Here is a 23,268-nt window from a genome sequence, read left to right on the forward strand (position 1 = left end):
CCTGGCTGGGGCACCCCCTGAGCGCGTTGGGGCTGGTCGGCCTCACCGTGTTGCCGGCGTCGCCCCCCTGGGCGGCACCCGTACCCGCACCCGCGCCCCCATTCCCATCCGCTCCCTCCCCTGCCGCGGCACCGTCCCCAGGCCCCAACGTCCTCCAGGAAGCTGGTCAGCGCTTCCATCCCACCTGGTCGGCGGGGGGGATGGTGGCCAGCCAGGAGGTCGAGGCCAGCCGGGTGGGCCGCGACGTGCTCCGGGACGGGGGCAACGCCGTGGATGCGGCCGTGGCCGCCTCCCTGGCCCTGGCGGTCACCCATCCGCAGGCGGGGAATCTCGGCGGCGGCGGGTTTCTGGTGCTCTGGACGCCGGAGCGGCTCTCACCCGGGGCCCCCCTGCGGGAGGGCGAACGGCGGGTGGGCCTGGGGCGGGCAGTGACGATCAACTTCCGCGAACGGGCGCCGCTCGCCGCGCGCACCGATCTCCTGCTCGATGCCAGCGGCCGCGTGGATCGCCGCAAGGCCACCCGCAGCCTGCTCAGCACCGGTGTGCCCGGCACGGTGGCAGGGTTGCTGCTGGCCCACCGCCACTATGGCCGCCTTCCCCTGGACCGCCTGATCGCCCCCGCGATCCGCCTGGCCGACGACGGCGTGGTGGTGAGCAAGGCCCTGGCCGACTCCCTGGCGGCGGCGGCGCCGATGCTCCGGAGCGACCCCGAGTCGCGTCGGCTGTTCTTCCGGCCCGGCGGTGAGCCCTACCGCCCCGGCGACCGCCTCCGCCAGCCGGACCTGGCCGCCACCCTGCGCCGGATCCGCGACGAGGGGGAGACGGGCTTCTACGCGGGACCGGTGGCAGAATGGCTGGTGGCCCTGATGCGCCGCCGGGGTGGGCTGATCAGCGCCGAGGATCTGCGCGGCTACCGGGCCCGCCCCCAGGCCCCCCTGGTGGGTGACTGGCGTGGCCACGCCGTGATCGCCATGCCTCCGCCCAGCTCCGGCGGGGTCACCCTGATCCAGATGCTCAACATTCTCGAAGGGTTCGATCTGGCGGCGCTGGGGAGGAACAGTGCCGCCGGCCTGCATCGCCTGGCGGAAGCGATGAACCTGGCCTACCGCGATCGCAACCGCTGGCTGGGGGATCCCCGCTTCGTGACGCTGCCTCTGGAGCGACTGCTCAGCGCGGACTACGCCACCACCCTGCGCCGCTCGATCCTCCCCGGGCGGCACCGGCCCGCCAGGGAACTGCAGCCCCGCCCCGCCGGCGGCACCGCGGAGAACCTCAACACCACCCACCTCTCGGTGATCGACCGCGACGGCACGATGGTGGCCACCACCACCACCCTCAACTTCGCCTATGGCAACGGAATCAGCGTTCCCGGCGCCGGCTTCCTGCTCAACAACGAGATGGACGATTTCACCGCCCGGCCCGGGACGCCCAATGCCTTCGGCCTGGTGCAGGGGGAGGCCAACGCCATCGCACCGCTCAAGCAGCCGCTCAGCTCCATGGCCCCCACCCTGGTGCTCGATCGCGAGGGCGGGCCCCTGCTGGCCACCGGCAGCCCGGGTGGCAGCCGCATCATCACCACGGTGCTCCAGGTGCTGCTCAACCGCCTCGAGCACGGTCTGAACCTGGCCTCCGCCGTGGCGGCCAGCCGGATTCACAGCCAGCTCTGGCCCGATGAGCTGGCCGTCGAGGAGGGGATCAGCCCGGACACCCTCCGGCTGCTGGAGGCGATGGGCCACCGCACGCGACCGGCGGCCGCCATGGGGGCGGCCCACTCGCTGGAGGCCATTCCCGGTGGGGGGACGCTCGGGGCGGTGGATTCGAGGCGGTCCGAACCGTCCCTGGCCGGCGAGTGAGACTGGGCATCACTCCACCCCTCCGGATCCGTGCCCGTCGCCTCACCAGCCTTCCCTTCAGCCCCGCTCGCCACCATCTCCCAGCAGGACTGGTTCTGGAGCGGCGGTCTGATCGAGATCAGCCTGGTGCTCTCGGCGTTGCTGGGGGCCGCCTGGCTGGTCAGGCGTCGGGGCTGAGCGGGGCGGTGAGGAGGTTGACCCCCGAGAAGGCCAGGGCGACGCCGAACAGGGTGCCGACGGCCCAGAGGCTGTCACTCGGCCATTCAGCGATCAGCACGCCCCCCAGCAGGGCCGTGATGATGCCGTCGGCCAGCACCAGACCCTTGGCAGGAATCTTGGAGGCGGCGGCCGAGGCCAGCTCCATCACCCCTTCGATGACCAGCAGCAGACCCACGAACAGGGTCAGGCTCACTTCGCTGATCACCGGATCGATCAGGATCCATACCCCTCCCGCCAGGTAGAGCACCCCGCTCAGACCGCGGAAGATCCGGCCGCCACCGTCCTGGGCTCCGGTGAGGCGGATCAGCTGGGAGAGGCCACTGGCGATCGCCACGCCGCCGATCGCGATCGTGAGCAGGGTGGCGGAAACGAACGGCAGGGCCACCGAGAGCCCCGCCGCCGCGAAGACCAGGCCGGCGGCCAGCCAGCGCAGGGGACGGGACGCGGGAATCGACATGGGGGGGACACGGCTGGGCCCAGGGTAGGCAGCCGCTCCGCTCCGCCCAGAACGGGATTCCCTGACCAGGGCCGCGGTCACGGCCGGCGGCGGCGCAGGCTGAACCAGAGTGAGGTTCAGAGCGACTGGCCGGACCCGTTCCATGCTCGAGCTTCTTCCCCCCCTCAACGACCGCAACCTCCCCTGGATGGACACGATCCATCCGATCGTCGTTCACTTCGTGATCGCGATGGCGCTGATCGCCTTCGTCTTCGATCTGATCGGCCGGCTGGCGGCCAAGCCGGCCCTCTATGAGGTGAGCTTCTGGAACCTGCTCTTCGCCACGGTGGCGATCTTCATCGCGATCATCTTCGGCCAGGTGGAGGCCGGGCTGGCCAATCCCTACGGCGCCTCCCGCGACATCCTCAGCCTGCACAGCACCCTGGGCTGGGTCCTGGCCGGGGTGCTCTCGGTGCTCACCGCCTGGCGGTATGTCATCCGCAGCCGTGATCCCCGCCAGCTGCCCCTCGCCTTCCTCGGAGCGGGCAGCCTGCTCAGTGTGCTGGTGGTGGTGCAGGTGGTGCTCGGCAACCAGCTGATCTGGGTCTATGGCCTGCACACCGTCAAGGTGGTGGAGGCGATGCGCGCAGGTCTGGTCTGATGGAGTTCGGTGCCAACGGCCTGCCCTATCGGCTGCCGATCCACCCCAACCTGGTGCACCTCACGATCGGGCTGTTCGTGATCGCCATCGCCTTCGACATCGCCGGAGCCCTCTTCCCATTCGAGAAGCGCCTCTTCCGCTTCCTGGCACTGCCCGTCACCCGGGCCGGTCTGCACGACGTGGGCTGGTACAACCTGCTGGCCTGCAGCCTGATCAGCTTCGGCACGGTGGCCGCCGGCTTCGTGGAGATGCAGCTGGCCGATCCCCTGCCCGGGGTCACCAGCAGCTTCGCCATGGGCAGCACCGCCACCATGCTCTGGCATGGGGCCGGTGGTGTGGCGTTGCTCTTCGCCATCGTGCTGATGGCGCTGTGGCGGGGGTTCCAGCGCTTTCGCTGGCGCTGGGAGATGGGCCGGCAGGTTCAGTGGAGCTACCTGCTCGTCGGCCTGGTTCTGTTCGCTCTGATGGCCTGGCACGGCACCCTGGGCGCCCAGCTGGCCGTGGAGTTCGGCGTCCACGTCACGGCCAGCCAACTGCTCGCCGCCGGGGCCGATCTGCGCGAGGCCCTGCCATGACGGCCACGCCCCGGCGATTTCCCCTCAGGCGGCTGGTCGGGCTGGGCCTCTGGATCGCTCTGCTGGTCGGGTTGAGTCTCTGGGTGGAAAGCCAGGTGCCCCGCTGGCTGCCGGTGCAGGCCTCCTCGGCGGCCCCGCTGGTGGACGGGCTGTTCGCCTTCGAAACCGCCGTGGCCACCTTCGTCTTCGCCGGTGTGGTCTCGGTGCTGGCCTGGGTGGTGCTGTTCAACCGCGCCGAGAAATACGACATCAGCGACGCCGAGCCGATCGAGGGGAACACCACCCTGGAGATCGTCTGGACCGTGATTCCCCTGGTGCTGGTGATGGCGATCGCTGTCTACACGATCCAGGTCAACCGCGAGATTGCCCTGATTGGGCCCATGGACCATGCCCATGCCCGCGATCGCCCCCCGTCCTCGAGCCCCGGAGCACTGCCCCGCTCGGAGGTGGAGGTGATCGCCCGCCAGTGGTCCTGGGAGTTCCGGTATCCGGCGGCGGGGATCTCCTCCACCGAACTGCACCTGCCGCTCGGGCGCCGGGTGACCCTGCAGCTGGAGAGCGAGGACGTGATCCACGGGTTCTACGTGCCGGCCTTCCGCCTCAAGCAGCAGGTGATCCCCGGACGCTCGATTCCCTTCTTTCTCACCCCCACCCGGGAGGGCCGCTACCGCCTGCGGGATTCCGAGTACAGCGGCACCTGGTTCGCCGCCAACCAGGTGGATGTGGTGGTGCAGAGCGAGGAGGCTTACCAGGCCTGGCTGCGGCGGGCGGCGACCCTGCCCCTCCAGCCGGGCCTCAGTGATGCCGTCGGGGAACACGCCCGGCGCTCCGGCGACAGCCGCAGCAGTGGATACGCCACCGTGGTGCCGGCTCCGGCGCCTCTGGTGAACGTTCCCGGCTCCAACACCCTTCCCCACGACGGCTGATCCACCCATGACCTCCTCCGCCGGCGTCTCCGCGCGCATCCTGAGGGCTCCCCATCCGGTGCCGGGGGCTCCGGATAACTGGAAGCGCTTCTTCAGCTTCAACACCGACGCCAAGGTGATCGGTATCCAGTACATCGCCACAGCTCTGTTCTTCCTGCTGGTGGGCGGCCTGCTGGCGATGATCATGCGAGGTGAGCTGATCACGCCAGCGGCAGATCTCGTCGATCGCACCGTCTACAACGGCCTCTACACGATGCACGGAACGATCATGCTGTTCCTGTTCATCTTTCCGGTTCTCAACGGGCTCAACAACCTGCTCATTCCCTGCATGATCGGTGCTCCCGACATGGCCTTCCCCAGACTCAATGCCGCGGCCTTCTGGCTGGTGCCGGTTTTCGGGGTGATCCTGATGGCCAGCTTCCTGGTGCCCGGCGGCCCGGCCTCCTCGGGCTGGTGGTCCTATCCGCCGGTGAGTCTGCAGAACCCCCTCGGCCACTGGATCAACGGGGAGGCGCTCTGGATCCTGGCGGTGGCCCTCTCGGGGGTGTCCTCAATCATGGGCGCGATCAATTTCGTCACCACGATCCTGCGGATGCGGGCCCCCGGCATGACCCTGTTCCGGATGCCGGTCTTCTGCTGGACGGCCCTCTCGGCCCAGACGATCCAGCTGATCGGGCTGCCGGCGCTCACCGGCGGCGCGGTGATGCTGCTGTTTGACCTGGTGGTGGGGACCTCCTTCTACCGGCCGGAAGGGGGCGGCGATCCGGTGCTCTACCAGCATTTCTTCTGGTTCTATTCCCACCCGGCGGTGTATGTGATCATCCTGCCGGTGTTCGGGGTGTTTTCCGAACTCTTTCCGGTGTATGCCCGTAAACCGCTGTTCGGCTATGTCTTCGTGGTCTGGGCCTCGCTGGTGATCGTGGGCCTCAGCCTGATCGTCTGGGTGCATCACATGTTCCCCAGCGGTGTCCCCCAGTGGATGCGCGATGCCTTCATGGTCACCACCATGCTGATCGCCGTGCCCACGGGCATCAAGGTGTTCGCCTGGCTGGCCACCCTCTGGCGCGGCAAGTTGCGGCTCGACACGGCCATGTTGTTTGCCCTCGGCGGCTTGTTCAACTTCGTGTTCGCCGGTGTGACCGGGATCATGCTTGCCACCGTACCCGTCGACATCCATGTCAACAACACCTATTTCGTGGTGGGACACTTCCACTACGTCATCTATGGGGCTGCCACCATGGGGGTCTATGCCGCGATCTATCACTGGTTCCCTAAGTTTACCGGACACATGTATTACGAAGGCCTCGGTAAGCTCCATTTTCTGCTCACCTTCATCGGCACCAACCTCAATTTCTTTCCGATGCATCCCCTGGGTCTGATGGGCATGCCGCGCCGTGTTTCCTCCTATGACCCGGAGTTTGCGTTCTGGAACGTGATCGCGAGCCTTGGGGGCTTTCTGCTGGGGGTGTCGATCATTCCATTCCTGCTCAATCTGGTCAGCTCCTGGGTGCGGGGCCCCAAGGCGCCGGCCAATCCATGGAACGCCATCGGTCTGGAGTGGCTGCTGCCCTCACCACCCCCGGCGGAGAACTTCGAGGATCATGTGCCCACCGTGATCAGTCCCCCCTACGGCTACGGCACCGGCCGGCCCCTGGTGGAGCACCAGGCTGCCATCGAACGCGCCCTGCAGCAGGCCTGAGCCATGGCAGCCACCTCCCCCCTCGACGCCACGATGCCGGCGCAGCCGGGTTCCCCCCCGCGGGGACCCGCCGCGGCCCACACCAGCCACAGCCTGACGGGTTTCATCATCTTTCTCTGCTCCGAGAGCGTCATCTTTCTGGCGTTCTTCAGTGGCTATGCGGTGCTGAAGCTCTCCGCCCTGCAGTGGCTGCCGCCCGGGGTGGAGGGGCTGGAGTGGCGCACGCCACTGCTCTACACGCTGGTGCTGGTCTCGAGCAGCGGCACGGTGGCCCTGGCGGAGCGCTGCCTCACCCGGGGCCAGCTCTGGGGTTTCCGCGCCTTCTGGCTGCTGAGCATGGCCATGGGGGGCACGTTTCTCTATGGCCAGGCGAGCGAGTGGAGCAGCCTGGGGTTCGGGATCACCAGCGGCAGTTTCGGCGGCTGCTTCTATCTGCTCACCGGATTCCACGGCCTGCATGTGCTCAGCGGCATCCTGCTGATGGCCCTGATGCTGGTCCGATCCTTCCGCCCCGGCAACTATGCGGGGGGCGAGCAGGGGGTGATCGCCACCTCCCTGTTCTGGCATTTCGTGGATGTGATCTGGGTGCTGCTCTTTCTTCTGCTCTACGCCTGGTCATGATCCTCGACGACCAGCACCACGATGTGATCGTGATCGGCTCCGGTGCCGGTGGGGGCACCCTGGCCGGGGCCCTCGCGGCCAGGGGCCGTTCGGTGCTGCTCCTGGAGCGGGGAGGGGCGATGGCCCTGGCCGATCAGAATGTGGCCAGCGTCGACCTGTTCCGCAAGGACCGCTACCACCCCAGCGAATCCTGGTTCGGTCCCGACGGCGACCCGTTCGCCCCCCAGACCATCTACGCCCTGGGGGGCAACACCAAGATCTGGGGGAGCGTGCTCGAGCGGATGTGGCCGCGGGAGTTCGAGGGCCTGCCCCTGCAGGAGGGCGTGGCCCCGGCCTGGCCGCTCAGCTACGACGAGCTGGCCCCCTGGTACGACCGGGCCGAGGCCCTGTACCGCGTCCATGGCCGCTCCGGTGTCGACCCCCAGGAGCCCCCCCGCAGCGGCCCCTATCCCCAGCCCCCCCGGCCGCTCGACCCCCTCTTCGAGCCCTTGCGCCAGGGGCTGGAGCGCCAGGGCTGCCACCCCTACGACCTGCCGCTGAGCTGGTCGGGCCTGCCCGAGGATCCCAGCGGCGACGCCGAACTGTTCGGTGTCCAGCCAGCTTTGGGCCATGCCGGTACCCGCCTGATCCGCAACGCCCGGGTCACCCAGCTGCATGTGGATCCCAGCGGCCATGAGGTGAAGGGGGTGGAAGCCGAGATCGACGGACAGCGCTGGCTGTTCCGCGGCGATCAGGTGGTGCTGGCCGCCGGTGCGGTCAACACTCCGGCCCTGCTGCTGCGCTCCCGCAGCGATCTCCACCCCGATGGCCTGGCCAACGGCTGGGGCCAGGTGGGACGCCACCTGATGAAACCCCAGCTCACCGCCATCCTGCAGCTGGCCCGCGAGCCCCACAGCGGCCGGTTCCCCCGCAGTCTCGGCATCAATGACTTCGCCTGGGGCGATCAGAACGTCCGTGTTCCGCTCGGCCACATCGAAACCGGTGGGGGGGTGCTGCAGGACGCCCAGTTCGCCGAATCGCCGCCGGTGCTCTCGCTGGTGGCCCGGCTGCTGCCCAACGTGGCCCTGGAGCAGCTGGCGGTGCGATCGATCTGCTGGTGGGCGATGAGCCCGGTGCTCCCCGATCCCGACAACCGCATCGAGCTGCGGGGTGATCGCCTGAGCATCCAGTACGAACCCAACAACCGGGAACCCCACGATCGCCTCGTCTACCGCTGGCTCTCCGTGCTCAAAGCCGTCGATGCCGATCCGCTCACCCCCCAGGTGCGCCCGGCCCCCTTCTATCCCCGGGGCGAAGCGCCCCTGGCGGTGCTGGGTCATGCCTGCGGCACCTGCCGCATGGGGGATGACCCGGCCAGCTCGGTGGTGGACCGCCACGGCCGGGTCCACGGCCTGGCCAACCTGACCATCGCCGATGCCAGCGTCTTCCCCAGTTGCCCCATGGTCTCGCCCGGCCTTACGGTGATCGCCAACGCCCTGCGCCTGGCGGAGCGGATCTAGGCTGTTCCCCGAGGCTGTCCGGAGAACTCACCATGGCCGAGCGCAGCGCCACAGGCAGCGCCATTCTCGCCAGCGCCCTGGCCGGATCAGTGCTGGGGGCCGCGGGTCTGGCCTGGTGGCTGCTCCGCGCCGCCGACCAACGTCGCCTCACCCTGGGGAGAATCACCGCACGCCTTCCGCTCAGCCTCTCCGCTCTCCAGTCGGGAGGCCGCGACGGTGAACTCGAGCAGAAGGTCAACGACCTCAACCGGGCCATCGAAGACGTGCGCCGCCAGCTCGAGAGCCTGGCCCCCGAGGGCTGAGGGCGGCCCGTCACCAACCGCTCGGTAGGTTGCTGCTCTGTGATCCCGTCAGGTTCATGCTTCGCTCCGCCGCCATCACCCAGGGCGTCCAGCGCTCTCCCAACCGGGCCATGCTGCGGGCCGTGGGCTTCGGCGACGGGGATTTCAGCAAGCCGATCCTCGGCATCGCCAATGGCTACAGCACGATCACGCCCTGCAACATCGGCCTCAATGATCTGACCCGCTGCGCCGAAGAGGCCGCCCGGCTGGCCGGTGCCATGCCCCAGACCTTCGGCACGATCACCGTCAGCGACGGCATCTCGATGGGCACCGAGGGGATGAAGTATTCCCTGGTGAGCCGGGAGGTGATCGCCGATTCGATCGAAACCGCCTGCAACGCCCAGAGCATGGACGGGCTGCTGGCGATCGGCGGCTGCGACAAGAACATGCCTGGCGCCATGCTCGCGATGGCCCGCATGAACATCCCGTCGATCTTCGTGTATGGCGGCACGATCAAGCCCGGTCGGCTCGGCCCCTGCGATCTCACCGTGGTGAGCGCCTTCGAGGCGGTGGGCCAGTTCTCCGGCGGCCGCATTGATGAGCAGGAGCTGCTGGCGATCGAGAAAAACGCCTGCCCCGGCGCCGGCAGCTGCGGTGGCATGTTCACCGCCAACACGATGAGCTCGGCCTTTGAGGCGATGGGCCTGAGCCTGCCGGGCAGCTCCACCATGGCGGCCGAAGATCCGGAGAAGGCGGAGAGCGCTGCCCGGTCGGCCGAGGTGCTGGTGCGCGCCATCGCGGCGAACATCCGCCCCCGCGACCTGATCACCCGCGAGGCGATCGAAAACGCGATCAGCGTGATCATGGCCGTCGGCGGCTCCACCAACTCGGTGCTGCACCTGCTGGCGATCGCTCGCACCGCCGAGGTGCCGCTCACGATTGACGACTTCGAAACCATCCGCCAGCGGGTGCCGGTGATCTGCGACCTCAAGCCCAGCGGCCGTTACGTGACGGTGGATCTGCACCGGGCCGGCGGCATCCCGCAGGTGATGAAGCTGCTGCTCGATGCCGGCCTGTTGCACGGCGATTGCGGCACCATTGAGGGGCGCACCCTGCTCGAGGTGCTTGCGGATGTGCCCAGTGAGCCCCCGGCCGGGCAGGACGTGATCCGGCCCCTGTCGAATCCGCTCTACGCCAAGGGCCACCTGGCCATCCTCAAGGGAAACCTGGCGGAAGAGGGGGCGGTGGCCAAGATCAGCGGCGTGAAGACTCCCGTGATCACCGGCCCGGCCCGCGTGTTCGAAAGCGAGGAAAGCGCCCTGGAGGCGATTTTGGCTGGCTCGGTGGGCGCCGGCGATGTGGTGGTGGTGCGCTACGAGGGGCCCGTCGGCGGTCCCGGCATGCGTGAGATGCTCTCCCCCACGGCCGCGATCGTGGGCAAGGGGCTGGGCGAGTCAGTGGCGCTGATCACCGATGGCCGCTTCAGTGGCGGCTCCTACGGGTTGGTGGTGGGTCATGTCGCCCCCGAGGCCGCCGTGGGCGGCACGATCGCCCTGGTTCAGGAGGGCGACAGCATCACCGTGGATGCCCACCGGTTGCTGATTCAGCTGAACGTGGAAGCGGCCGAACTGGAACGGCGCCGTGCCGACTGGGTGGCTCCCGAACCCCGCTACCGCAGCGGCGTGCTCGGTAAGTACGCCCGCCTGGTGAGCAGCAGCAGCCTGGGGGCGGTCACCGATCAGGGCTGAGTGCCACTCGATCTACTGGAAGGGACCTCACGGCCCAGATTCTTGATCGCATCATCGAGAAGAGGGGATCGCCAGAGTGGCGCCGGGCCCAGTGTCGGCGGTGACGCCGAAGTCCAGGGCGACGCAAGCTTCCGCAACCTCCTCAGTTCAGCGAGAGCTTTCTGCTTTTTATTGTCTATGTAGTCGGAAATTTTGAGAAATACCTGCTCAGCCTGGGCGAGTTTTTCCCAAGAGCTCTTGTGGTTTCCCCGGTTTATTTCTGCATCTGCCATAGATAACAAAGTATAGCCAGTTCGGAGCTTTACGCGGTCAAGAGATCGGTGCTTGTTCTGGTCGTCGTCAGACATCTTGAGAAACTCCTGTTCGGCCAGTTCAAGCTTGACCAGCGATTCTTTGTAATTTTTCAATCTTCTCTCGGCCTCTGCCCAATCTTCGTAGGTGGCGCCAGCTGTGAACCTCATCAGATCATTGCCCTCCCCTTTGGCGGCTTGGATGGCTAAATCAAAGTAGTAATTCATTTTTGCCACGTTCTTGAGTAGCAATGAGTTCTGCAGTCTGGCCAATCTTCTATAGGCACGATTCTGCTCAACCAGGTCAGCATCCGTCTTCCATGTTTTCATCTTAATTAATGGAGCCAATGCTTTCTCATAGTATTCAGTCGCCTTGCGGTGGTTGTTGTCTTCTTGGAATTGGTCCCCCATGATCAGATATTCCGCAAACAGCACGTTTGGACCCAGATCCTGGGCCAGCATTTCAGCGGAGGAACGATAGAGATCTTTGCTGTCGTGAAGATAATCAAGTCTTCGGCTCACTTCTTGGGTGTCGAAGTCAGCGCTCCTTAGCCTATCAACTTCTTCGCTCATCGACACCAGCTTTTCAAGCACACTTCGAAACTCCTCCCGCTTCTCTCTGAGTTCCTTCTGGTCGCCCTGATAAGAGGAGATGAAGAAGGAAATCAACGCCACCAGCACCGCCAGAGCGCTCGTGAGGGTGGAACCTTCCAGGTACCAGGGCTTGCGGGGCTCCGTCAGGATCACCTGGAGTTGATCCACCTGATCTCGTAGCAACTTGAGATCGGCCTGGGTGACGAAGCCGGTCTGAACCTCTGGGTTATCCATGACAGATCAGGGCCATGTTTTGGTGAGTCTATGGAGATCCATCCCGGCTTTTGATGCCGTGGTCATGAATCCCAGCCGCCGGAGCGTCACAGCCGGCCTGCTCAACCCGACCGCGGCCGGCAGCCGATCGCGGATCGTCCGCCCGTCAGCGGCGGCCACCGGGCCAGAAGTCAGCCTCCCACCAGGAGTGCCCGTAGACGTCGGGCCAGGGCCTCCAGCTGGGCGCCGGTGTCCGGACGGTCGCAGCGCAGGCCGCTGTCGCCATCCATCCAGACGGGATGATTGCCTTGCCAGAGCAGGGGGCGCTCGGGGAGCTCCGGCCAGCTCAGCATCAGGTGGAGATCGTCGCCACTGCGGTAGATCTCCAGCTCGATGTCGTCGGCTGGGGAGCGTTCCCCATCGGCGCGCCGGGCCAGCAGCCTGAGGCCGCAGTCGCTGAGCCCCGTCGATCCACCAGGGGAGGAGGGCAGTTCCGGTTGCGCCACCGCCGCATGGGTGAACGGCCTCAGGCAGAGGTCGGCGGCGGCGGCGGCCTGCTGGCAGAGCCGGGGCCAGGCGCCCTCGTCGGCTGAGGGATCAGGCCAGCGATCGGGATGGTTCTCCATTTCCTCAGGGCACGGCCCGGATCGCCGCCAGAGCGAAGCGAAGCGGGCCCGGCCGGAAACCGGGATTGGGGCGGCCGTCGTCGCCGAATTTCGAGTGGAGAATCTGCAGCCGGGTGATGTGGCAGGCATCGAAGCGGAGCAGGGGCAGGCTCAGGGGCTGGGCCCGCACCGAGGGCCGCAGGGCGTCGAAGGGAATCTCGACCGTGGCCGGGCCGTCAGGGCTGGTGGGGAACTCGGCCACCCAGCGCAGCCCGCCGGGGATCAGTTCAGTCAGGCCCGCCACCCCGTCGCTGCAGGCCACCGCCAGTTTGTAACGGCGCCCGTCGCCGCCCAGGTCGAACTGCAGGGCCCGATACGCTCCCAGATCCAGGGGCGGCGAGAACAGGGGCGAACGGCAGCTCACGAAGCCTCCTCCCGCCTCGACCACCTCCGCCTCCAGCACGAGCCCATCGGGCCCGCTGCGGCACACGCCGCTGCTGCTGCCCCCCATGATCGTGTCGTTCAGGGCGAGCCAGCCGCTGAACCCATCCCCGCTCACCACCAGCAACGGCGCCACCATCGAGGCCAGATCCATCGGCGGCTCAAGCCTGGCGCAGCGCGGTGCCGGCCGCCTCGGCGTCGGCGAGGATCAGGACCGGGCCCTGGGGGCGCACCAGTCGGGCCGGGGTGCGGGCCGCCGGTTCATTCGGGTCCAGCAGGCGGCGAAGCGCCTCCCGTTTCCCCTCCCCACTCACCAGGAACACCACCTGGCGGGCGGCGCTGAGCACCGGCGCGGTGAGGGTGACCCGGGGCAGACCCTTGCCCTCACTCACCGTGGCGTGACGATCGACCACCCCGGTGGCGGCCGTGCCCGGGAAGAGGGAAGCGGTGTGACCGTCCTCCCCGAGGCCGAGCAGAATCAGATCGAGGATCGGCGGATCCCCTGGGCAGAGCCGGGTGAGCAGGGCGCCGTAGGCGGCGGCACCCTCCTCCGGGCTGGGCAGCTCGGTGGGAACCGGGTGGAAGCAGGCCAGCGAGCCGGGGGGCTCGGCCAGCAGGGATCGGCGCAGCAGGAGGGCATTGCTGGCGGGATCCGCCGCCGGCACCCAGCGTTCATCCCCAAGCAGCACATCGACGCGCTTCCAGGGCAGATGTTCGGTGCCCAGATGGCGATAGGCCGCCTCGGGCGTGGTGCCGCCGGCCAGGGCGATCTGGGCCCGGTCGCGTTCGGCCAGGGCCAGATCGATGGTGGCGGCGATCGTTTCGGCGGCCCGGCGGGCGAGCTGCTCCGTGCCGTCCACCAGCTCCAGCCGGTAGGTGGCGCTGTGGGCTGTCCCCATCAGAGCCACTCGGTGTGGAAGGTGCCCTCGCGGTCGACCCTCTGGTAGGTGTGGGCGCCGAAGCAGTCGCGCATGGCCTGCAGGAGGTTCTGGGGCAGGCGGCCGGTGCGGTAGCTGTCGATGTAATCGAGGGTGCTGCTCAGGCAGGGCACGGGGATGCCGGCCAGGGCAGCGGCGGCCACCATCTGGCGCAGTCCCGGCAGCCGGGCGTTGACCTGCTCGGCGAACCAGGGATCCACCAGCAGATTGGCCAGGGCCGGGTTGGCCTCGTAGGCGTTCTGGATGCGCTGCAGCAGGCGGGCACGGATGATGCAGCCCCCTTTCCAGATCTGGGCGATGCCGGAAAGGTTCAGGTCGTAGTCGTGCAGGGCGGAGGCCTCCACCATCAATGCCATGCCCTGGGCATAGCTGGCGATGCAGGCAAGGATCACGGCATCCCGCAGGGGTGGCAGACCGGCGGCGGGATCCCCCAGGTCAATGGGCTGGGGCGGGGGGGGAGGCAGCACCGGCTCGGCCGCCAGGCGCTCGCTGCGCATGGAGCTGAGCACCCGGGCGTTCAGGGCGGCGTAGATCGTGGGCACGGGCACCCCCATTTCCAGGGCACTCACCACCGTCCAGAGGCCCGTTCCCTTCTGGCCGGCCACGTCGAGGATCGTCTCCACCAGATCGCCGCCATCCTCGGGGTCCCGGGTGCGCAGGCACACCTCGGTGATCTCCACCAGGTAGGAGGAGAGTTCCTCGAGCTGGTTCCAGCCGTCGAAGACATCGGCCATGGCCACCCCGTCCAGGCCGGCGCCGCGCTTCATCAGGTCGTAGGCCTCCACCAGAATCTGCTCGATGCCGTACTCGATGCCGTTGTGCACCGTCTTGACGAAGTGGCCGGCCCCGCCCGGTCCGATGTAGGTGACGCAGGGGCCGTCGTCCACCTGGGCGGCCATCTTGCGCACCAGACCCTCGATCGCGTCGTAGGCGCTCCTGGTGCCGCCGGGCATCATGCTGGGCCCCTCCAGGGCCCCCTTGGCGCCGCCGGAGACACCCATCCCGATGTAGCCGAAGCTCTGGCGCTCCAGCTCCCGGACCCGGCGCTCGGTGTCGGTGTAGAGCGAGTTGCCGCCGTCGATGAGCAGATCGCCCTCCTCCAGCAGGGGGCTCAGGGAGGCGATCATCGCGTCGATCGGCTCCCCGGCCTTGATCATCATCAGGATGCGGCGGGGGCGCTCCAGGGCCCCGACGAACTCCTCGAGGCTCCGGGCGCCGACGATGTCCAGCCCGGCGGCTCTCCCCTGAAGGAAGTCGTCGGTCTTAGTCCAGGTGCGGTTGTAGACGACGCTGGAGAAACCGTTGCGCTCGGCGTTGAGGACCAGGTTCTCGCCCATCACTCCCAGGCCGATCAGGCCGAAGTGCGCTTTGCTCATGAGTGTCTGGCGTGCAGGCCGGTCGGCCTCAGTGTGGCCGCCGGCCCCCCCGGACGCCGGCGGCTGGGGGACTCTGTCAGCAACCGCTCAGATCAGGGGCCCGGCTGGTGATCCCACTCCCCGGACCTGCCGGGTGTTTCAGATCACCGTGCCGTTGGCGATGGTGGCGTTCTTTTCCACCACCACGATCCCGTTGCGGATGTAGAAGCCCAGTTCCGGCCGGTCGGCCTCCTCCACGTGATCCTTGTTCACGATGGTGACATTGCTGCCGATGCGCACGTTCTTGTCGAGGATCGAGCGGCGCACCGTGGTCCCCTGGCCCACGCCCACCGGGATGCCGCCCCGTTCGCGCAGCAGCGCCCGCTCCTCCGACGACTCGAAGAAATCGGCGCCCATCACCAGGGTGTCCTGCAGCACCACCTCGGCCTCGATCCGGGTCCGCACCCCGAGCACGCAATGGTGGATGCTGCAGGCCTGCAGCAGGGATCCTTCCCCGATGATCGACTGGGTCACCTGGGTGTCGAGCAGTTTGCTGGGAGGCAGATAGCGGGGTCTGGTGTAGATCGGGAATTTCTCGTCGTAGAACGAGAAAGCAGGCCGGGGCTGATCGGTGAGCGCCAGATTGGACTCGTAGAAGGCCCCGATCGTGCCGATGTCCTCCCAGTAGTCGTCGAACAGATAGCAGTTCAGCGTGTCGCCCCGGCTGAGTGCCGTGGGGATGATCTCTTTGCCGAAATCCGTGGAGTTTGGATTTCGGGCCAGCAGGTCGAACAGGGTGTCCCGGTTGAAGACGTAGATCCCCATCGAGGCCAGGTATGGACGCCGTTCGGCCTCCGGTGCGGACAACCCCAGCCGGGCGGTGTCCACCCGCATGGCCTCGAGCGCCTCGCCCTTGGGCTTTTCCGAGAATTCGCGGATCCTGCCCTCAAGATCGGTGCGCATCAGTCCGAAGGCCTGGGCCTGGGCCGCATCCACCGGTAACGCGCCCACGGTGAGATCGGCGCCGGTGCGGATGTGGTGGTCGACGAACAGGCTGTAGTCCATCCGGTAGAGCTGGTCACCGGAGAGGATCAGATACTGGTCCACGTCCCATTCCTGGAACAGCCACTGGTACTTGCGCACCGCGTCGGCGGTGCCCTCGAACCAGCTGGGGCTGTCCGGCGTCTGCTGGGCGGCCAGAACCTCCACGAAGCCCTGGCCGAAGCCGGCCGAGAGGTTGTAGGTCTGGGTGAGATGCCGGTTCAGGGAGGCGCTGTTGAACTGGGTCAGCACATAGATCTTGTTGATCCCTGAGTTGATGCAGTTGCTGACCGGAATGTCGATCAGCCGATATTTTCCGGCCAGGGGCACCGCGGGCTTGGCCCGCATCTTGGTGAGGGGGTAGAGGCGTGTGCCCGCTCCGCCTCCGAGGATGATCGCCAGAACCCGCTTCATCACTGCCCCCCAGGACTGCTGCCGTCAGCGTGGAAGCACCGTACCGGAGCGCCTGGCCCCCACGGGCTGGCCGGTCGGGCAGCGCACAAATCTGTGGGATTCCTCCCGCCTGCCCCGCTCAGACCTCGTCGGAGGGGAGGTCGAGGTCGAACAGCTCATGCAGCACCCGCATCGCCTGGTGCCGCTGGGGGCGGGGCTGGGGCGCCCTCAGGTGGGTCACGGGGCTGTGCAGCACCTTGTTGATGATGCCCTTGCTGAGGGCTTCCACCACCTTGCGTTCCCGGGCCGAGAGATCGGGTCCCATGCGGCTGAGGGCCTTCTGCAGCTCCTGTTCCCGGATCTGCTCCAGCTGCTGACGCAGCCGGTTGAGGGTGGGCACGGCCTCCAGGCCATCCCACCATTCCAGGAACTGGCGGGCCTCCTCGGCCAGCAGCCCTTCCGCTTCGGCGGCGATCTCGCGGCGGGCCTCCTGGTTGCGGGCCACCACCTCCTGCAGGTCGTCCACGTCGAAGGCCTCAACGCCCGCCAGGGCGGCCACGTCCGAGCCGATGTTGCGGGGCACCCCGATGTCGATCAGCATCAGCGAGGAGCGCCGGTTGAGGCCCTCCAGGCGGGCCGCGTCGATGATCGGTTCCTCGGCCGCCGTGCTGGTGAACACCAGGGAGCAGGTGCTCAGGCAGTGGTCCAGGTCCGAGAGGGGCCGGCACTGAACCGGAACGTCGGGAAAATCCGCCGCCAGGGCCTCGGCTCGGTCGGCGGTGCGGTTGAGCAGCACCAGACCGCGGCAGCCCTTGGCCTGCAGGTGCTGCAACAGCAGCCTGGCCATCCGGCCCGCCCCCACCACCGCCACCTGCTCGTGATCGAGGGGCACGAGTTCATCGAGGCCCCTGGCCTGCCCCACCTTGAGCTGGGCCAGCTCCACGGCGGCCGAGCTGATCGAGACCGCCCCAGTGCCCAGGTTGGTTTCGGTGCGCACCCGCTTGCCTGTGCTCACCGCCTGGTTGAGCAGGCGGTTGAGGATCGGGCCGATCGAGCCGTGCTCCTGGCCGAGCCGCACCATCTTCTTGACCTGGGAGAGGATCTGGCCCTCCCCCAGCACCAGGCTGTCGAGGCCGGCGGCCACCCGCAGCAGGTGGGCCACCGCCTCGCCGTGGTGGTAAGTGAACAGGTGGGGGGTGAGTTCGCCGAAGTCCAGCCCCGAATGACGGCTCAGGAAGGAGCCCACCGCGGTGATGCCCTGCTCCGGACTGCGCAGCAGGGTGTAGATCTCCAGCCGGTTGCAGGTGCTGAGGATCGAGGCCTCCAGCACCTGGGCGTCACCGCGCAGCTGCTGGAGGGAGTCCTCCATGGTCTGCTCCGGGATGCTCAGCCGCTCCCGGATCTCGACCGGAGCCGTGCGATGGCTGAGGCCGACGACGGCGATGTGCATGGGAGGGCGCTCAGCGCAGCGCGACGCTCTGGGCGCCGGGCTTGATGTGGATCGTGTCGGTGAAGCGGGCGGTGGTGTCGAGCGAGCTGATGATCAGGCTGCTGGTGCGGGTGCAGTCGGCCTCGAACACCACGCCCTTGAACAGCAGGCCGGGGGTGATGCCGCTGCCGGCGAAGACCACGTTCTCGCCGGAGGCCAGTTCCTCGGCCTCATACACCTTGTCGATGTCGGTGATGCCCATCGAGTGGAGCCGCTCGATGTTGCCCTCCTTGGTGTAGTCGGCCCATTCGGAAGTCTGGGCGATGGCCGGGTCATAGACCAGCTGGCCCTGGAAGTGGCCGCCCAGGCAGCGCAGGGCCGCCGCCGAGATCACCCCTTCCGGCGCGGCACCGATGCCCATCAGGCAGTGGGTGCCGGTGCCGGCGAAGCCACAGGCGATCGCCGCCTGGACGTCGCCGTCGCTGATCGGCTTCACCCGGGCGCCGGTGGCGCGGATCTCGGCGATCAGATCCCTGTGGCGGGCTCGGTCCATCACCACGATCACCAGATCGCTGGCCTTCATGTCCAGGCACTCGCTCAGGATGGCGATGTTCTCGGTGGCGCTCTTGCGGATGTCCACCTTGCCCTTGGCGGCCGGCGGTGCCGCCAGCTTCTTCATATAGAAGTCCGGAGCATTGAACAGACCACCCCGGTCGCTGGCGGCCAGCACCGCCATTGAGCCGTCCTGGGCGTTGGCGCAGAGGTTGGTGCCCTCGCAGGGATCCACGGCGAAATCGACGCCGGGACCGGTGCCGCTGCCCACTTCCTCGCCGATGTAGAGCATCGGGGCTTCGTCGCGCTCCCCCTCGCCGATCACGATCCGGCCCTGCATGGCGATGCTGCCCATGCGGGTGCGCATCGCTTCGACGGCGGCGGCGTCGGCCTCATCCTTCTTCCCGAGGCCGGTGAGATGGGCCGAGGCCACGGCGGCCTGCTCGACGACTTCGAGCAGTTCCTGAATGAGGGTGCGATCCACGAGGGTCTGGCAGGGGGGAAAGGGGACGGCCTCAGAGCCAAGACCCGCAGCCCAACTGCAGCAAGGTCTTTCGGACCTGAGGCGGGGGTCACTGTATCAGTGGCCCACCGGGGGTCTTTGGGATGGATGCCGCCGCGTTCCTACAATCATGGGGCTCCCTTGCCCCGGTGGCCCCAACCATGAGCACGAAGCCTCTGGTGATCGCCCCATCGATCCTCTCCGCTGATTTCGCCCGCCTCGGAGACGAGGTGCGCGCCGTCGACGAGGCGGGGGCCGACTGGATCCACGTGGACGTGATGGACGGCCGTTTCGTCCCCAACATCACGATCGGCCCCCTGATCGTCGAAGCCCTCCGCCCCGTCACCAGCAAGCCCCTGGACGTGCACCTGATGATCGTGGAGCCCGAGAACTATGTGGCCGATTTTGCCAAGGCCGGCGCCGACCACATCTACGTGCAGGTGGAAGCCTGCCCGCACCTGCACCGCAACCTGGGCCAGATCAGGGATCTGGGCAAGAAGGCCGGAGCGGTGCTCAACCCCGGCACCTCCCTCGACACCCTCGAATACTGCCTGGAGCTCTGCGATCTGGTGCTGATCATGAGCGTCAACCCCGGCTTCGGGGGTCAGAGCTTCATTCCGTCCGCCGTCGAGAAAGTGCGCCGTCTGCGCCGGATGTGCGATGAGCGCGGCCTGGATCCCTGGATCGAGGTGGATGGGGGCCTCAAGGCCAACAACGCCTGGCAGGTGATCGAAGTGGGGGCCAATGCGATCGTGTCGGGTTCCGGCGTCTTCAACCAGCCGGATTACGGCGAGGCCATCACCGGGATCCGCAACAGCCGCCGCCCCGAGGCGGTGCTGGTCTGAGCCCGGGCCAGGGGGGTCTGGCTTCAGGCCCCCAGGAACCAGCCGTAGCTGTGCAGGCCGATACCCAGCAGATTGACCCCGATGTAGCAGACCGCGATCACCACCAGGCCCGCGGAGGCCACCAGGGCTGGGCGACGGCCCTGCCAGCCCCGGCTCAGCCGCGTGTGCAGGTAGGCGGCGTAGACGAGCCAGCAGATCAGGGCCCACGTCTCCTTCGGATCCCAGCTCCACCAGCTGCCCCAGGCCTCATTGGCCCAGACGGCCCCACTCACCAGTCCCACGGACAGCAGCAGAAAGCCCACGGTGATCGTGCGGTAGCTGAGGCTGTCGAGCTGTTCGCTCACCCCGATCGAGACGCTGCTCAGCCGCAGACCGCCCCCATCACCGCCGCCGGCCAGCTGGGCCTGGCGGTAGCCTCCGCTGCCGATCGAGCTGCTGCGCAGCTGCAGAGAGCGGTCCCGTTCGGTGAACAGCACCGCCACCGACAGCAGCGATCCCACCAGCAGGGCCGCATAGCTCACCATGATCACGCTCACGTGCATGACCAGCCAACTGGAACGCAGGGCGGGAACCAGCGGGGCGGCCTGCTGCAGCCGGTCCGGAAGGGCGAAGCTGGCGAAGGCGACGCAGCCCAGCCCCATCGGCGTGGCGGCGGCGGGCACCAGGGGGGAAGGCCAGGACCGCTCCACCAGCAGCTGGGTGAGGGTGCAGGCCCAGGCCAGGAAGCAGAGGGATTCGTACAGATTGCTGATCGGGAAATGCCCCGATTCCCACCAGCGCAGCGTCAGCTGGGCGGTGAGGCAGAGGTTGGCGGCGGCCACAAGCATCCGCACCAGGGTGCTGCCGCGGGCGCCGCTGACGCTCCAGAAGGCCAGAGGGAGGGCCAGCAGCAGCAGGCCGAAGGCCACCAGGCCGAGGGTCAGAACCGGTTCGTTCACGGGAGCCTGTGCACGCGCATCGGGATTGCGGCCCAGTCTGCCTGGCCCCCTGCCTCAGCGGCTGGCGCTGCGTAACAGGAACAGACCTCCGGCCAGACCGATCAGCACGGGGGACCAGGCGGCCAGGAAGGGGGAGAGCGTGCCCTTCACCCCCAGGGAACTGAAGATGAACGACATCAGGTAATAGGAGAAGATCAGCAGCACGCTGATGCCGAACCCCTGGCTGCGGCTGGTGCGCGCATCCGGCCTCACCCCCAGGCTGCTGCCCACCAGGCCGAACACCAGGCAGATGGCCGGGAAGGCGAATTTCTCCTGGATGCGCACCCGCAGGCGGCGCGCTTCCTTCTGGTCTCCGGCTTCCTCAAGCAGCCGTTCGGCGTTGAGGGCCTGACCCACCGACATGCTGGCCGCGTCCTTGGGCAGGGCGGCCAGCTTGAGCGGGCCCTGGTCGAGGGGATAGAGATATCGGTCAAAGTTGGCCGAAGTGGTGGTTTCATTTTTGCCCACCAGCACGATCTGTCCATCACGGAATTCCCACATTCCGGCCTTGTCGTTCCAGGTGCCCCGCTCGGCGCTGAGGATCTGGGTCCCGGTCGCCCGGCTGAAATCGAGGACGGTCACATCCTCCATCTCGCCTTGATCAAACTGGCGGGAATAGAATATCTGGGAGAGATACCGTTCGCTGCCGGACTCCCTGTCCGGGTTGGGGCGGCGGCTGAAGCGGGAATAAATGATGTCGCTGCCTTTCTCGGCGGCGATCGCCTTGCCGAGGGCCTGGTTCAAGGTGTTGGTGGCCTCCAGGTTGGCCCCCGGCACGATCACATCGTTGAACATGAAGGTGAGCAGGCTCATCAGCACCGCCACGACCAGAGCCGGCATCACCATCCGCCAGGTGCTCACCCCCACGCTGCGCAGGGCCGTGAGCTCGCTGTTGCTCGAGAGGCTGCTGTAGGCCAGCAGGGTGGCCATCAAGGTGGCCATCGGAAAGGAGAGCACCAGGAATCCCGGCAGGCGCAGACCCAGCACATGCAGGGCCGTCAGCAGCGGCAGACCGGATTCCGCCACCCGGCGCACCAGTTCGAAAACCACCCCCACCGAGAGCGAGACGGCGGTGAAGGCCGCCACCCCGAAGATCAGGGGGCCGAGCAGCTCGCCGGTGAGCCAGCGGTCCATCAACGGCAGGCGTTGCCAGGGGATGGTCAGCGGCTGGAGCAGGCGGGAGGCGAGGGGGGGGAGGTGCCAGCTTCGGGTGGTCGCGCCGTTCACAGTTGGAATCCCTCCCCCAGGTAGTGGCGCCGCACCAGGGGATCGTCGGCCACAACCGCCGACGGTCCCGCCGCCAGAATGGTGCCCTCGGTGAGGATGTAGGCGCGATCGGTGATGGCCAGGGTCTCCCGCACGTTGTGATCGGTGATCAACAGACCCATGCCGCGCTGGCGCAGGGTGCCGATCAGATGCTGGAGATCGGCCACCGCCATGGGATCGACCCCGGCGAACGGTTCATCCAGGAGCAGGTACCGGGGACCATCCTGGCCGACGGCCAGGGCCCGGGCCACTTCGCAGCGGCGGCGCTCCCCCCCGGAGAGCTGGAGACCACGGCGGTGCTGAAAGCCGCTGAGGTGGAATTCGGCGATCAGCGTGTCGAGCCGCTCCCGCCGTAGGCGCAGGGGCGTCCCGCTCTGCTGCAAAGCCAGTTGAAGGTTCTCGCGCACGGTCAGCTGGCGGAAGACGCTGGCTTCCTGGGGCAGGTAGCCGATCCCGAGCCGGGCCCGTTTCGGCATCGCCAGACCCTCCACCGGGCGGCTGTCGAGCAGCACCCGGCCGCGGTCCGGCTTGAGCATCCCGGTGATCAGGTTGAAGGTGGTGGTCTTGCCGGCTCCGTTCGGCCCGAGCAGGCCCACCACCTCCCCAGGCTGCAGCTCCAGGCTCACCCCCTTGACGAGCGGACGCCCCCCGAGGGTCAGGGCCACGTCCTCCAGGGTCAGACTCATGGCTGACGGGGAGGGGCCTGGGTTTCGTTCTCGGTCTGAATGATCAGTTGGCTGAACACCTGCTGACCCGCCTCGGGCTGGGCCAGCACCCGTTCGGTCTCCACGAGATAGACGAGCCTTTCGGCGCGGATCCGGTTGCCGCCCTCCTGCACCACCTCCACATCGCCGCTGAGCACGATGCGTCCTTCCCGCACGAAGTACTGGGCCTGGCGGGAGGTGGCCACCAGGCGCCGATCCGGATAGAGGATGCGCACATTGCCCGTCGCCGTGACGATGCCGGTGGTGTTGTCGGCCTGCTGCCGGTCGGATTCGATCGTGACCAGCCCGGTGGGGGCCTCCGGGTCGCCACCAGGGGCTGGGCCCCCGGGCTCAGGACCCCCGGGGGCCGCCGGCAGCCGGGGCGCGGCGGGAACGGCCTCCGTTGCCGGCAGGACAGGAGCGCTGGGGGGGGACATGGCGCCAGCGGCCAGAGAAGTGGCGCCGAGGCTCAGCAGCAGGCCTCCGGCGCCGACCACCACGGAGCGGAGACGGCGGGCCCGGCGTTGACCACGTCCGCCGTCTCCGCCCGGGCCCGGGCCGGGAGTGGGCCCGGCCGGCGTCTGGATCGATGTGGCGGAGCCGGG

24 protein-coding genes are annotated in these 23,268 nt (G+C 67.8%); 11 read left to right on the forward strand and 13 right to left on the reverse strand.

The annotated features are described in order from the left end of the window. Positions 1-200 precede the first annotated feature (200 nt). Entirely contained in the window at positions 201-1,853 is a 1,653-nt protein-coding gene (gene ggt / locus ACWJI7_RS08305; protein WP_479937004.1) for a gamma-glutamyltransferase, read from the forward strand. Between the two features lie 30 nt (positions 1,854-1,883). Then, positions 1,884-2,030: a hypothetical protein gene (locus ACWJI7_RS08310; RefSeq protein WP_479937006.1), complete on the forward strand. Its 147-nt coding sequence runs from the start codon at positions 1,884-1,886 to the stop codon at positions 2,028-2,030. Here the strand turns inward: ACWJI7_RS08310 and ACWJI7_RS08315 are convergent. Continuing rightward, entirely contained in the window at positions 2,014-2,529 is a 516-nt protein-coding gene (locus tag ACWJI7_RS08315; RefSeq protein WP_479937008.1) for an HdeD family acid-resistance protein, read from the reverse strand. The genes ACWJI7_RS08310 and ACWJI7_RS08315 overlap by 17 nt on opposite strands. A 142-nt stretch (positions 2,530-2,671) precedes the next feature. Between ACWJI7_RS08315 and ACWJI7_RS08320 the strand changes: the two genes are divergently transcribed. From ACWJI7_RS08320 to ilvD, 8 genes are read left to right on the forward strand one after another with little or no spacing between them, the layout of a single operon-like run. Then, positions 2,672-3,169, forward strand: a complete 498-nt coding sequence (locus ACWJI7_RS08320) for a DUF2231 domain-containing protein (protein ID WP_479937010.1) — start codon at positions 2,672-2,674, stop codon at positions 3,167-3,169. Further along, entirely contained in the window at positions 3,169-3,744 is a 576-nt protein-coding gene (locus tag ACWJI7_RS08325; protein WP_479937012.1) for a DUF2231 domain-containing protein, read from the forward strand. The genes ACWJI7_RS08320 and ACWJI7_RS08325 overlap by 1 nt, the downstream gene beginning before the upstream one ends. Beyond that, entirely contained in the window at positions 3,741-4,670 is a 930-nt protein-coding gene (locus ACWJI7_RS08330) for a cytochrome c oxidase subunit II (protein ID WP_479937014.1), read from the forward strand. The genes ACWJI7_RS08325 and ACWJI7_RS08330 overlap by 4 nt, the downstream gene beginning before the upstream one ends. Positions 4,671-4,677: 7 nt before the next feature. Continuing rightward, a complete protein-coding gene (locus tag ACWJI7_RS08335) occupies positions 4,678-6,369 on the forward strand; it encodes a cytochrome c oxidase subunit I (protein ID WP_479937016.1) in 1,692 nt (563 codons plus the stop codon). A 33-nt stretch (positions 6,370-6,402) separates the two neighbouring features. Beyond that, a complete protein-coding gene (locus tag ACWJI7_RS08340) occupies positions 6,403-6,990 on the forward strand; it encodes a cytochrome c oxidase subunit 3 (RefSeq protein ID WP_479937226.1) in 588 nt (195 codons plus the stop codon). After that, positions 6,987-8,489, forward strand: coding sequence for a GMC oxidoreductase (locus ACWJI7_RS08345; RefSeq protein ID WP_479937018.1), 1,503 nt, complete (start codon positions 6,987-6,989; stop codon positions 8,487-8,489). Before ACWJI7_RS08340 ends, ACWJI7_RS08345 begins: the two co-directional genes overlap by 4 nt. A 32-nt stretch (positions 8,490-8,521) precedes the next feature. After that, complete coding sequence (locus ACWJI7_RS08350) at positions 8,522-8,791, forward strand: hypothetical protein (protein ID WP_479937020.1); 270 nt, start codon at positions 8,522-8,524, stop codon at positions 8,789-8,791. A gap of 56 nt (positions 8,792-8,847) precedes the next feature. Next, positions 8,848-10,518 carry a dihydroxy-acid dehydratase gene (ilvD, locus tag ACWJI7_RS08355; protein WP_479937022.1) on the forward strand — a complete coding sequence of 557 codons (1,671 nt, stop codon included), beginning with the start codon at positions 8,848-8,850 and terminating at the stop codon, positions 10,516-10,518. On the opposite strand, the gene ACWJI7_RS08360 is transcribed toward ilvD, so the two are convergent. From ACWJI7_RS08360 to glpX, 8 genes are all read right to left on the reverse strand, one after another. Beyond that, positions 10,509-11,636, reverse strand: a complete 1,128-nt coding sequence (locus tag ACWJI7_RS08360; protein WP_479937024.1) for a hypothetical protein — start codon at positions 11,634-11,636, stop codon at positions 10,509-10,511. The genes ilvD and ACWJI7_RS08360 overlap by 10 nt on opposite strands. Positions 11,637-11,806: 170 nt before the next feature. Beyond that, positions 11,807-12,241, reverse strand: coding sequence for a hypothetical protein (locus tag ACWJI7_RS08365; RefSeq protein WP_479937026.1), 435 nt, complete (start codon positions 12,239-12,241; stop codon positions 11,807-11,809). A 4-nt stretch (positions 12,242-12,245) separates the two neighbouring features. Then, complete coding sequence (locus ACWJI7_RS08370) at positions 12,246-12,815, reverse strand: CIA30 family protein (RefSeq protein ID WP_479937028.1); 570 nt, start codon at positions 12,813-12,815, stop codon at positions 12,246-12,248. 7 nt (positions 12,816-12,822) lie between these two features. Beyond that, positions 12,823-13,560: a 6-phosphogluconolactonase gene (gene pgl / locus ACWJI7_RS08375; RefSeq protein WP_479937030.1), complete on the reverse strand. Its 738-nt coding sequence runs from the start codon at positions 13,558-13,560 to the stop codon at positions 12,823-12,825. Next, the gene (gene gndA, locus ACWJI7_RS08380; protein WP_479937032.1) at positions 13,560-14,975 is read right to left on the reverse strand and encodes an NADP-dependent phosphogluconate dehydrogenase; all 1,416 of its coding nucleotides are present in this window, start codon (positions 14,973-14,975) and stop codon (positions 13,560-13,562) included. Before gndA ends, pgl begins: the two co-directional genes overlap by 1 nt. A gap of 138 nt (positions 14,976-15,113) precedes the next feature. After that, a complete protein-coding gene (locus ACWJI7_RS08385; protein ID WP_479937034.1) occupies positions 15,114-16,409 on the reverse strand; it encodes a glucose-1-phosphate adenylyltransferase in 1,296 nt (431 codons plus the stop codon). A 118-nt stretch (positions 16,410-16,527) separates the two neighbouring features. After that, positions 16,528-17,838, reverse strand: coding sequence for a glutamyl-tRNA reductase (locus ACWJI7_RS08390; protein WP_479937036.1), 1,311 nt, complete (start codon positions 17,836-17,838; stop codon positions 16,528-16,530). A 10-nt stretch (positions 17,839-17,848) separates the two neighbouring features. Next, positions 17,849-18,853, reverse strand: coding sequence for a class II fructose-bisphosphatase (gene glpX / locus ACWJI7_RS08395; protein WP_479937037.1), 1,005 nt, complete (start codon positions 18,851-18,853; stop codon positions 17,849-17,851). Positions 18,854-19,032: 179 nt separating this feature from the next. Between glpX and rpe the strand changes: the two genes are divergently transcribed. Next, positions 19,033-19,716, forward strand: a complete 684-nt coding sequence (gene rpe, locus ACWJI7_RS08400; protein WP_479937039.1) for a ribulose-phosphate 3-epimerase — start codon at positions 19,033-19,035, stop codon at positions 19,714-19,716. Positions 19,717-19,739: 23 nt separating this feature from the next. Here the strand turns inward: rpe and ccsB are convergent, their stop codons facing one another. The 4 genes from ccsB to ACWJI7_RS08420 all read right to left on the reverse strand — a co-directional run bounded on the left by ccsB (position 19,740) and on the right by ACWJI7_RS08420 (position 23,163). Beyond that, positions 19,740-20,654: a c-type cytochrome biogenesis protein CcsB gene (ccsB, locus tag ACWJI7_RS08405; protein WP_479937041.1), complete on the reverse strand. Its 915-nt coding sequence runs from the start codon at positions 20,652-20,654 to the stop codon at positions 19,740-19,742. A 54-nt stretch (positions 20,655-20,708) separates the two neighbouring features. Continuing rightward, on the reverse strand, positions 20,709-21,827 hold the full coding sequence (locus tag ACWJI7_RS08410; protein ID WP_479937228.1) for an LptF/LptG family permease: 1,119 nt from the start codon (positions 21,825-21,827) through the stop codon (positions 20,709-20,711). 89 nt (positions 21,828-21,916) lie between these two features. Further along, complete coding sequence (gene lptB, locus ACWJI7_RS08415; RefSeq protein ID WP_479937043.1) at positions 21,917-22,645, reverse strand: LPS export ABC transporter ATP-binding protein; 729 nt, start codon at positions 22,643-22,645, stop codon at positions 21,917-21,919. Then, on the reverse strand, positions 22,642-23,163 hold the full coding sequence (locus ACWJI7_RS08420) for an LptA/OstA family protein (protein WP_479937045.1): 522 nt from the start codon (positions 23,161-23,163) through the stop codon (positions 22,642-22,644). Before ACWJI7_RS08420 ends, lptB begins: the two co-directional genes overlap by 4 nt. Positions 23,164-23,268: the final 105 nt, after the last annotated feature.

The sequence above is a fragment of the Cryptocyanus atlanticus LEGE 06306 genome, from assembly GCF_056633155.1.

What these genes read in the sequence shown, in the direction of transcription:
- ggt (WP_479937004.1), top strand. Translation starts at nt 201, where the DNA reads ATGGTGGCCAGCCAGGAGGTCGAGGCCAGCCGGGTGGGCCGCGACGTG.
- ACWJI7_RS08315 (WP_479937008.1), bottom strand. Translation starts at nt 2,529, where the DNA reads ATGTCGATTCCCGCGTCCCGTCCCCTGCGCTGGCTGGCCGCCGGCCTG.
- ACWJI7_RS08320 (WP_479937010.1), top strand. Translation starts at nt 2,672, where the DNA reads ATGCTCGAGCTTCTTCCCCCCCTCAACGACCGCAACCTCCCCTGGATG.
- ACWJI7_RS08325 (WP_479937012.1), top strand. Translation starts at nt 3,169, where the DNA reads ATGGAGTTCGGTGCCAACGGCCTGCCCTATCGGCTGCCGATCCACCCC.
- ACWJI7_RS08330 (WP_479937014.1), top strand. Translation starts at nt 3,741, where the DNA reads ATGACGGCCACGCCCCGGCGATTTCCCCTCAGGCGGCTGGTCGGGCTG.
- ACWJI7_RS08335 (WP_479937016.1), top strand. Translation starts at nt 4,678, where the DNA reads ATGACCTCCTCCGCCGGCGTCTCCGCGCGCATCCTGAGGGCTCCCCAT.
- ACWJI7_RS08340 (WP_479937226.1), top strand. Translation starts at nt 6,403, where the DNA reads ATGCCGGCGCAGCCGGGTTCCCCCCCGCGGGGACCCGCCGCGGCCCAC.
- ACWJI7_RS08345 (WP_479937018.1), top strand. Translation starts at nt 6,987, where the DNA reads ATGATCCTCGACGACCAGCACCACGATGTGATCGTGATCGGCTCCGGT.
- ACWJI7_RS08350 (WP_479937020.1), top strand. Translation starts at nt 8,522, where the DNA reads ATGGCCGAGCGCAGCGCCACAGGCAGCGCCATTCTCGCCAGCGCCCTG.
- ilvD (WP_479937022.1), top strand. Translation starts at nt 8,848, where the DNA reads ATGCTTCGCTCCGCCGCCATCACCCAGGGCGTCCAGCGCTCTCCCAAC.
- ACWJI7_RS08360 (WP_479937024.1), bottom strand. Translation starts at nt 11,636, where the DNA reads ATGGATAACCCAGAGGTTCAGACCGGCTTCGTCACCCAGGCCGATCTC.
- ACWJI7_RS08365 (WP_479937026.1), bottom strand. Translation starts at nt 12,241, where the DNA reads ATGGAGAACCATCCCGATCGCTGGCCTGATCCCTCAGCCGACGAGGGC.
- ACWJI7_RS08370 (WP_479937028.1), bottom strand. Translation starts at nt 12,815, where the DNA reads ATGGATCTGGCCTCGATGGTGGCGCCGTTGCTGGTGGTGAGCGGGGAT.
- pgl (WP_479937030.1), bottom strand. Translation starts at nt 13,560, where the DNA reads ATGGGGACAGCCCACAGCGCCACCTACCGGCTGGAGCTGGTGGACGGC.
- gndA (WP_479937032.1), bottom strand. Translation starts at nt 14,975, where the DNA reads ATGAGCAAAGCGCACTTCGGCCTGATCGGCCTGGGAGTGATGGGCGAG.
- ACWJI7_RS08385 (WP_479937034.1), bottom strand. Translation starts at nt 16,409, where the DNA reads ATGAAGCGGGTTCTGGCGATCATCCTCGGAGGCGGAGCGGGCACACGC.
- ACWJI7_RS08390 (WP_479937036.1), bottom strand. Translation starts at nt 17,838, where the DNA reads ATGCACATCGCCGTCGTCGGCCTCAGCCATCGCACGGCTCCGGTCGAG.
- rpe (WP_479937039.1), top strand. Translation starts at nt 19,033, where the DNA reads ATGAGCACGAAGCCTCTGGTGATCGCCCCATCGATCCTCTCCGCTGAT.
- ACWJI7_RS08410 (WP_479937228.1), bottom strand. Translation starts at nt 21,827, where the DNA reads ATGGACCGCTGGCTCACCGGCGAGCTGCTCGGCCCCCTGATCTTCGGG.
- lptB (WP_479937043.1), bottom strand. Translation starts at nt 22,645, where the DNA reads ATGAGTCTGACCCTGGAGGACGTGGCCCTGACCCTCGGGGGGCGTCCG.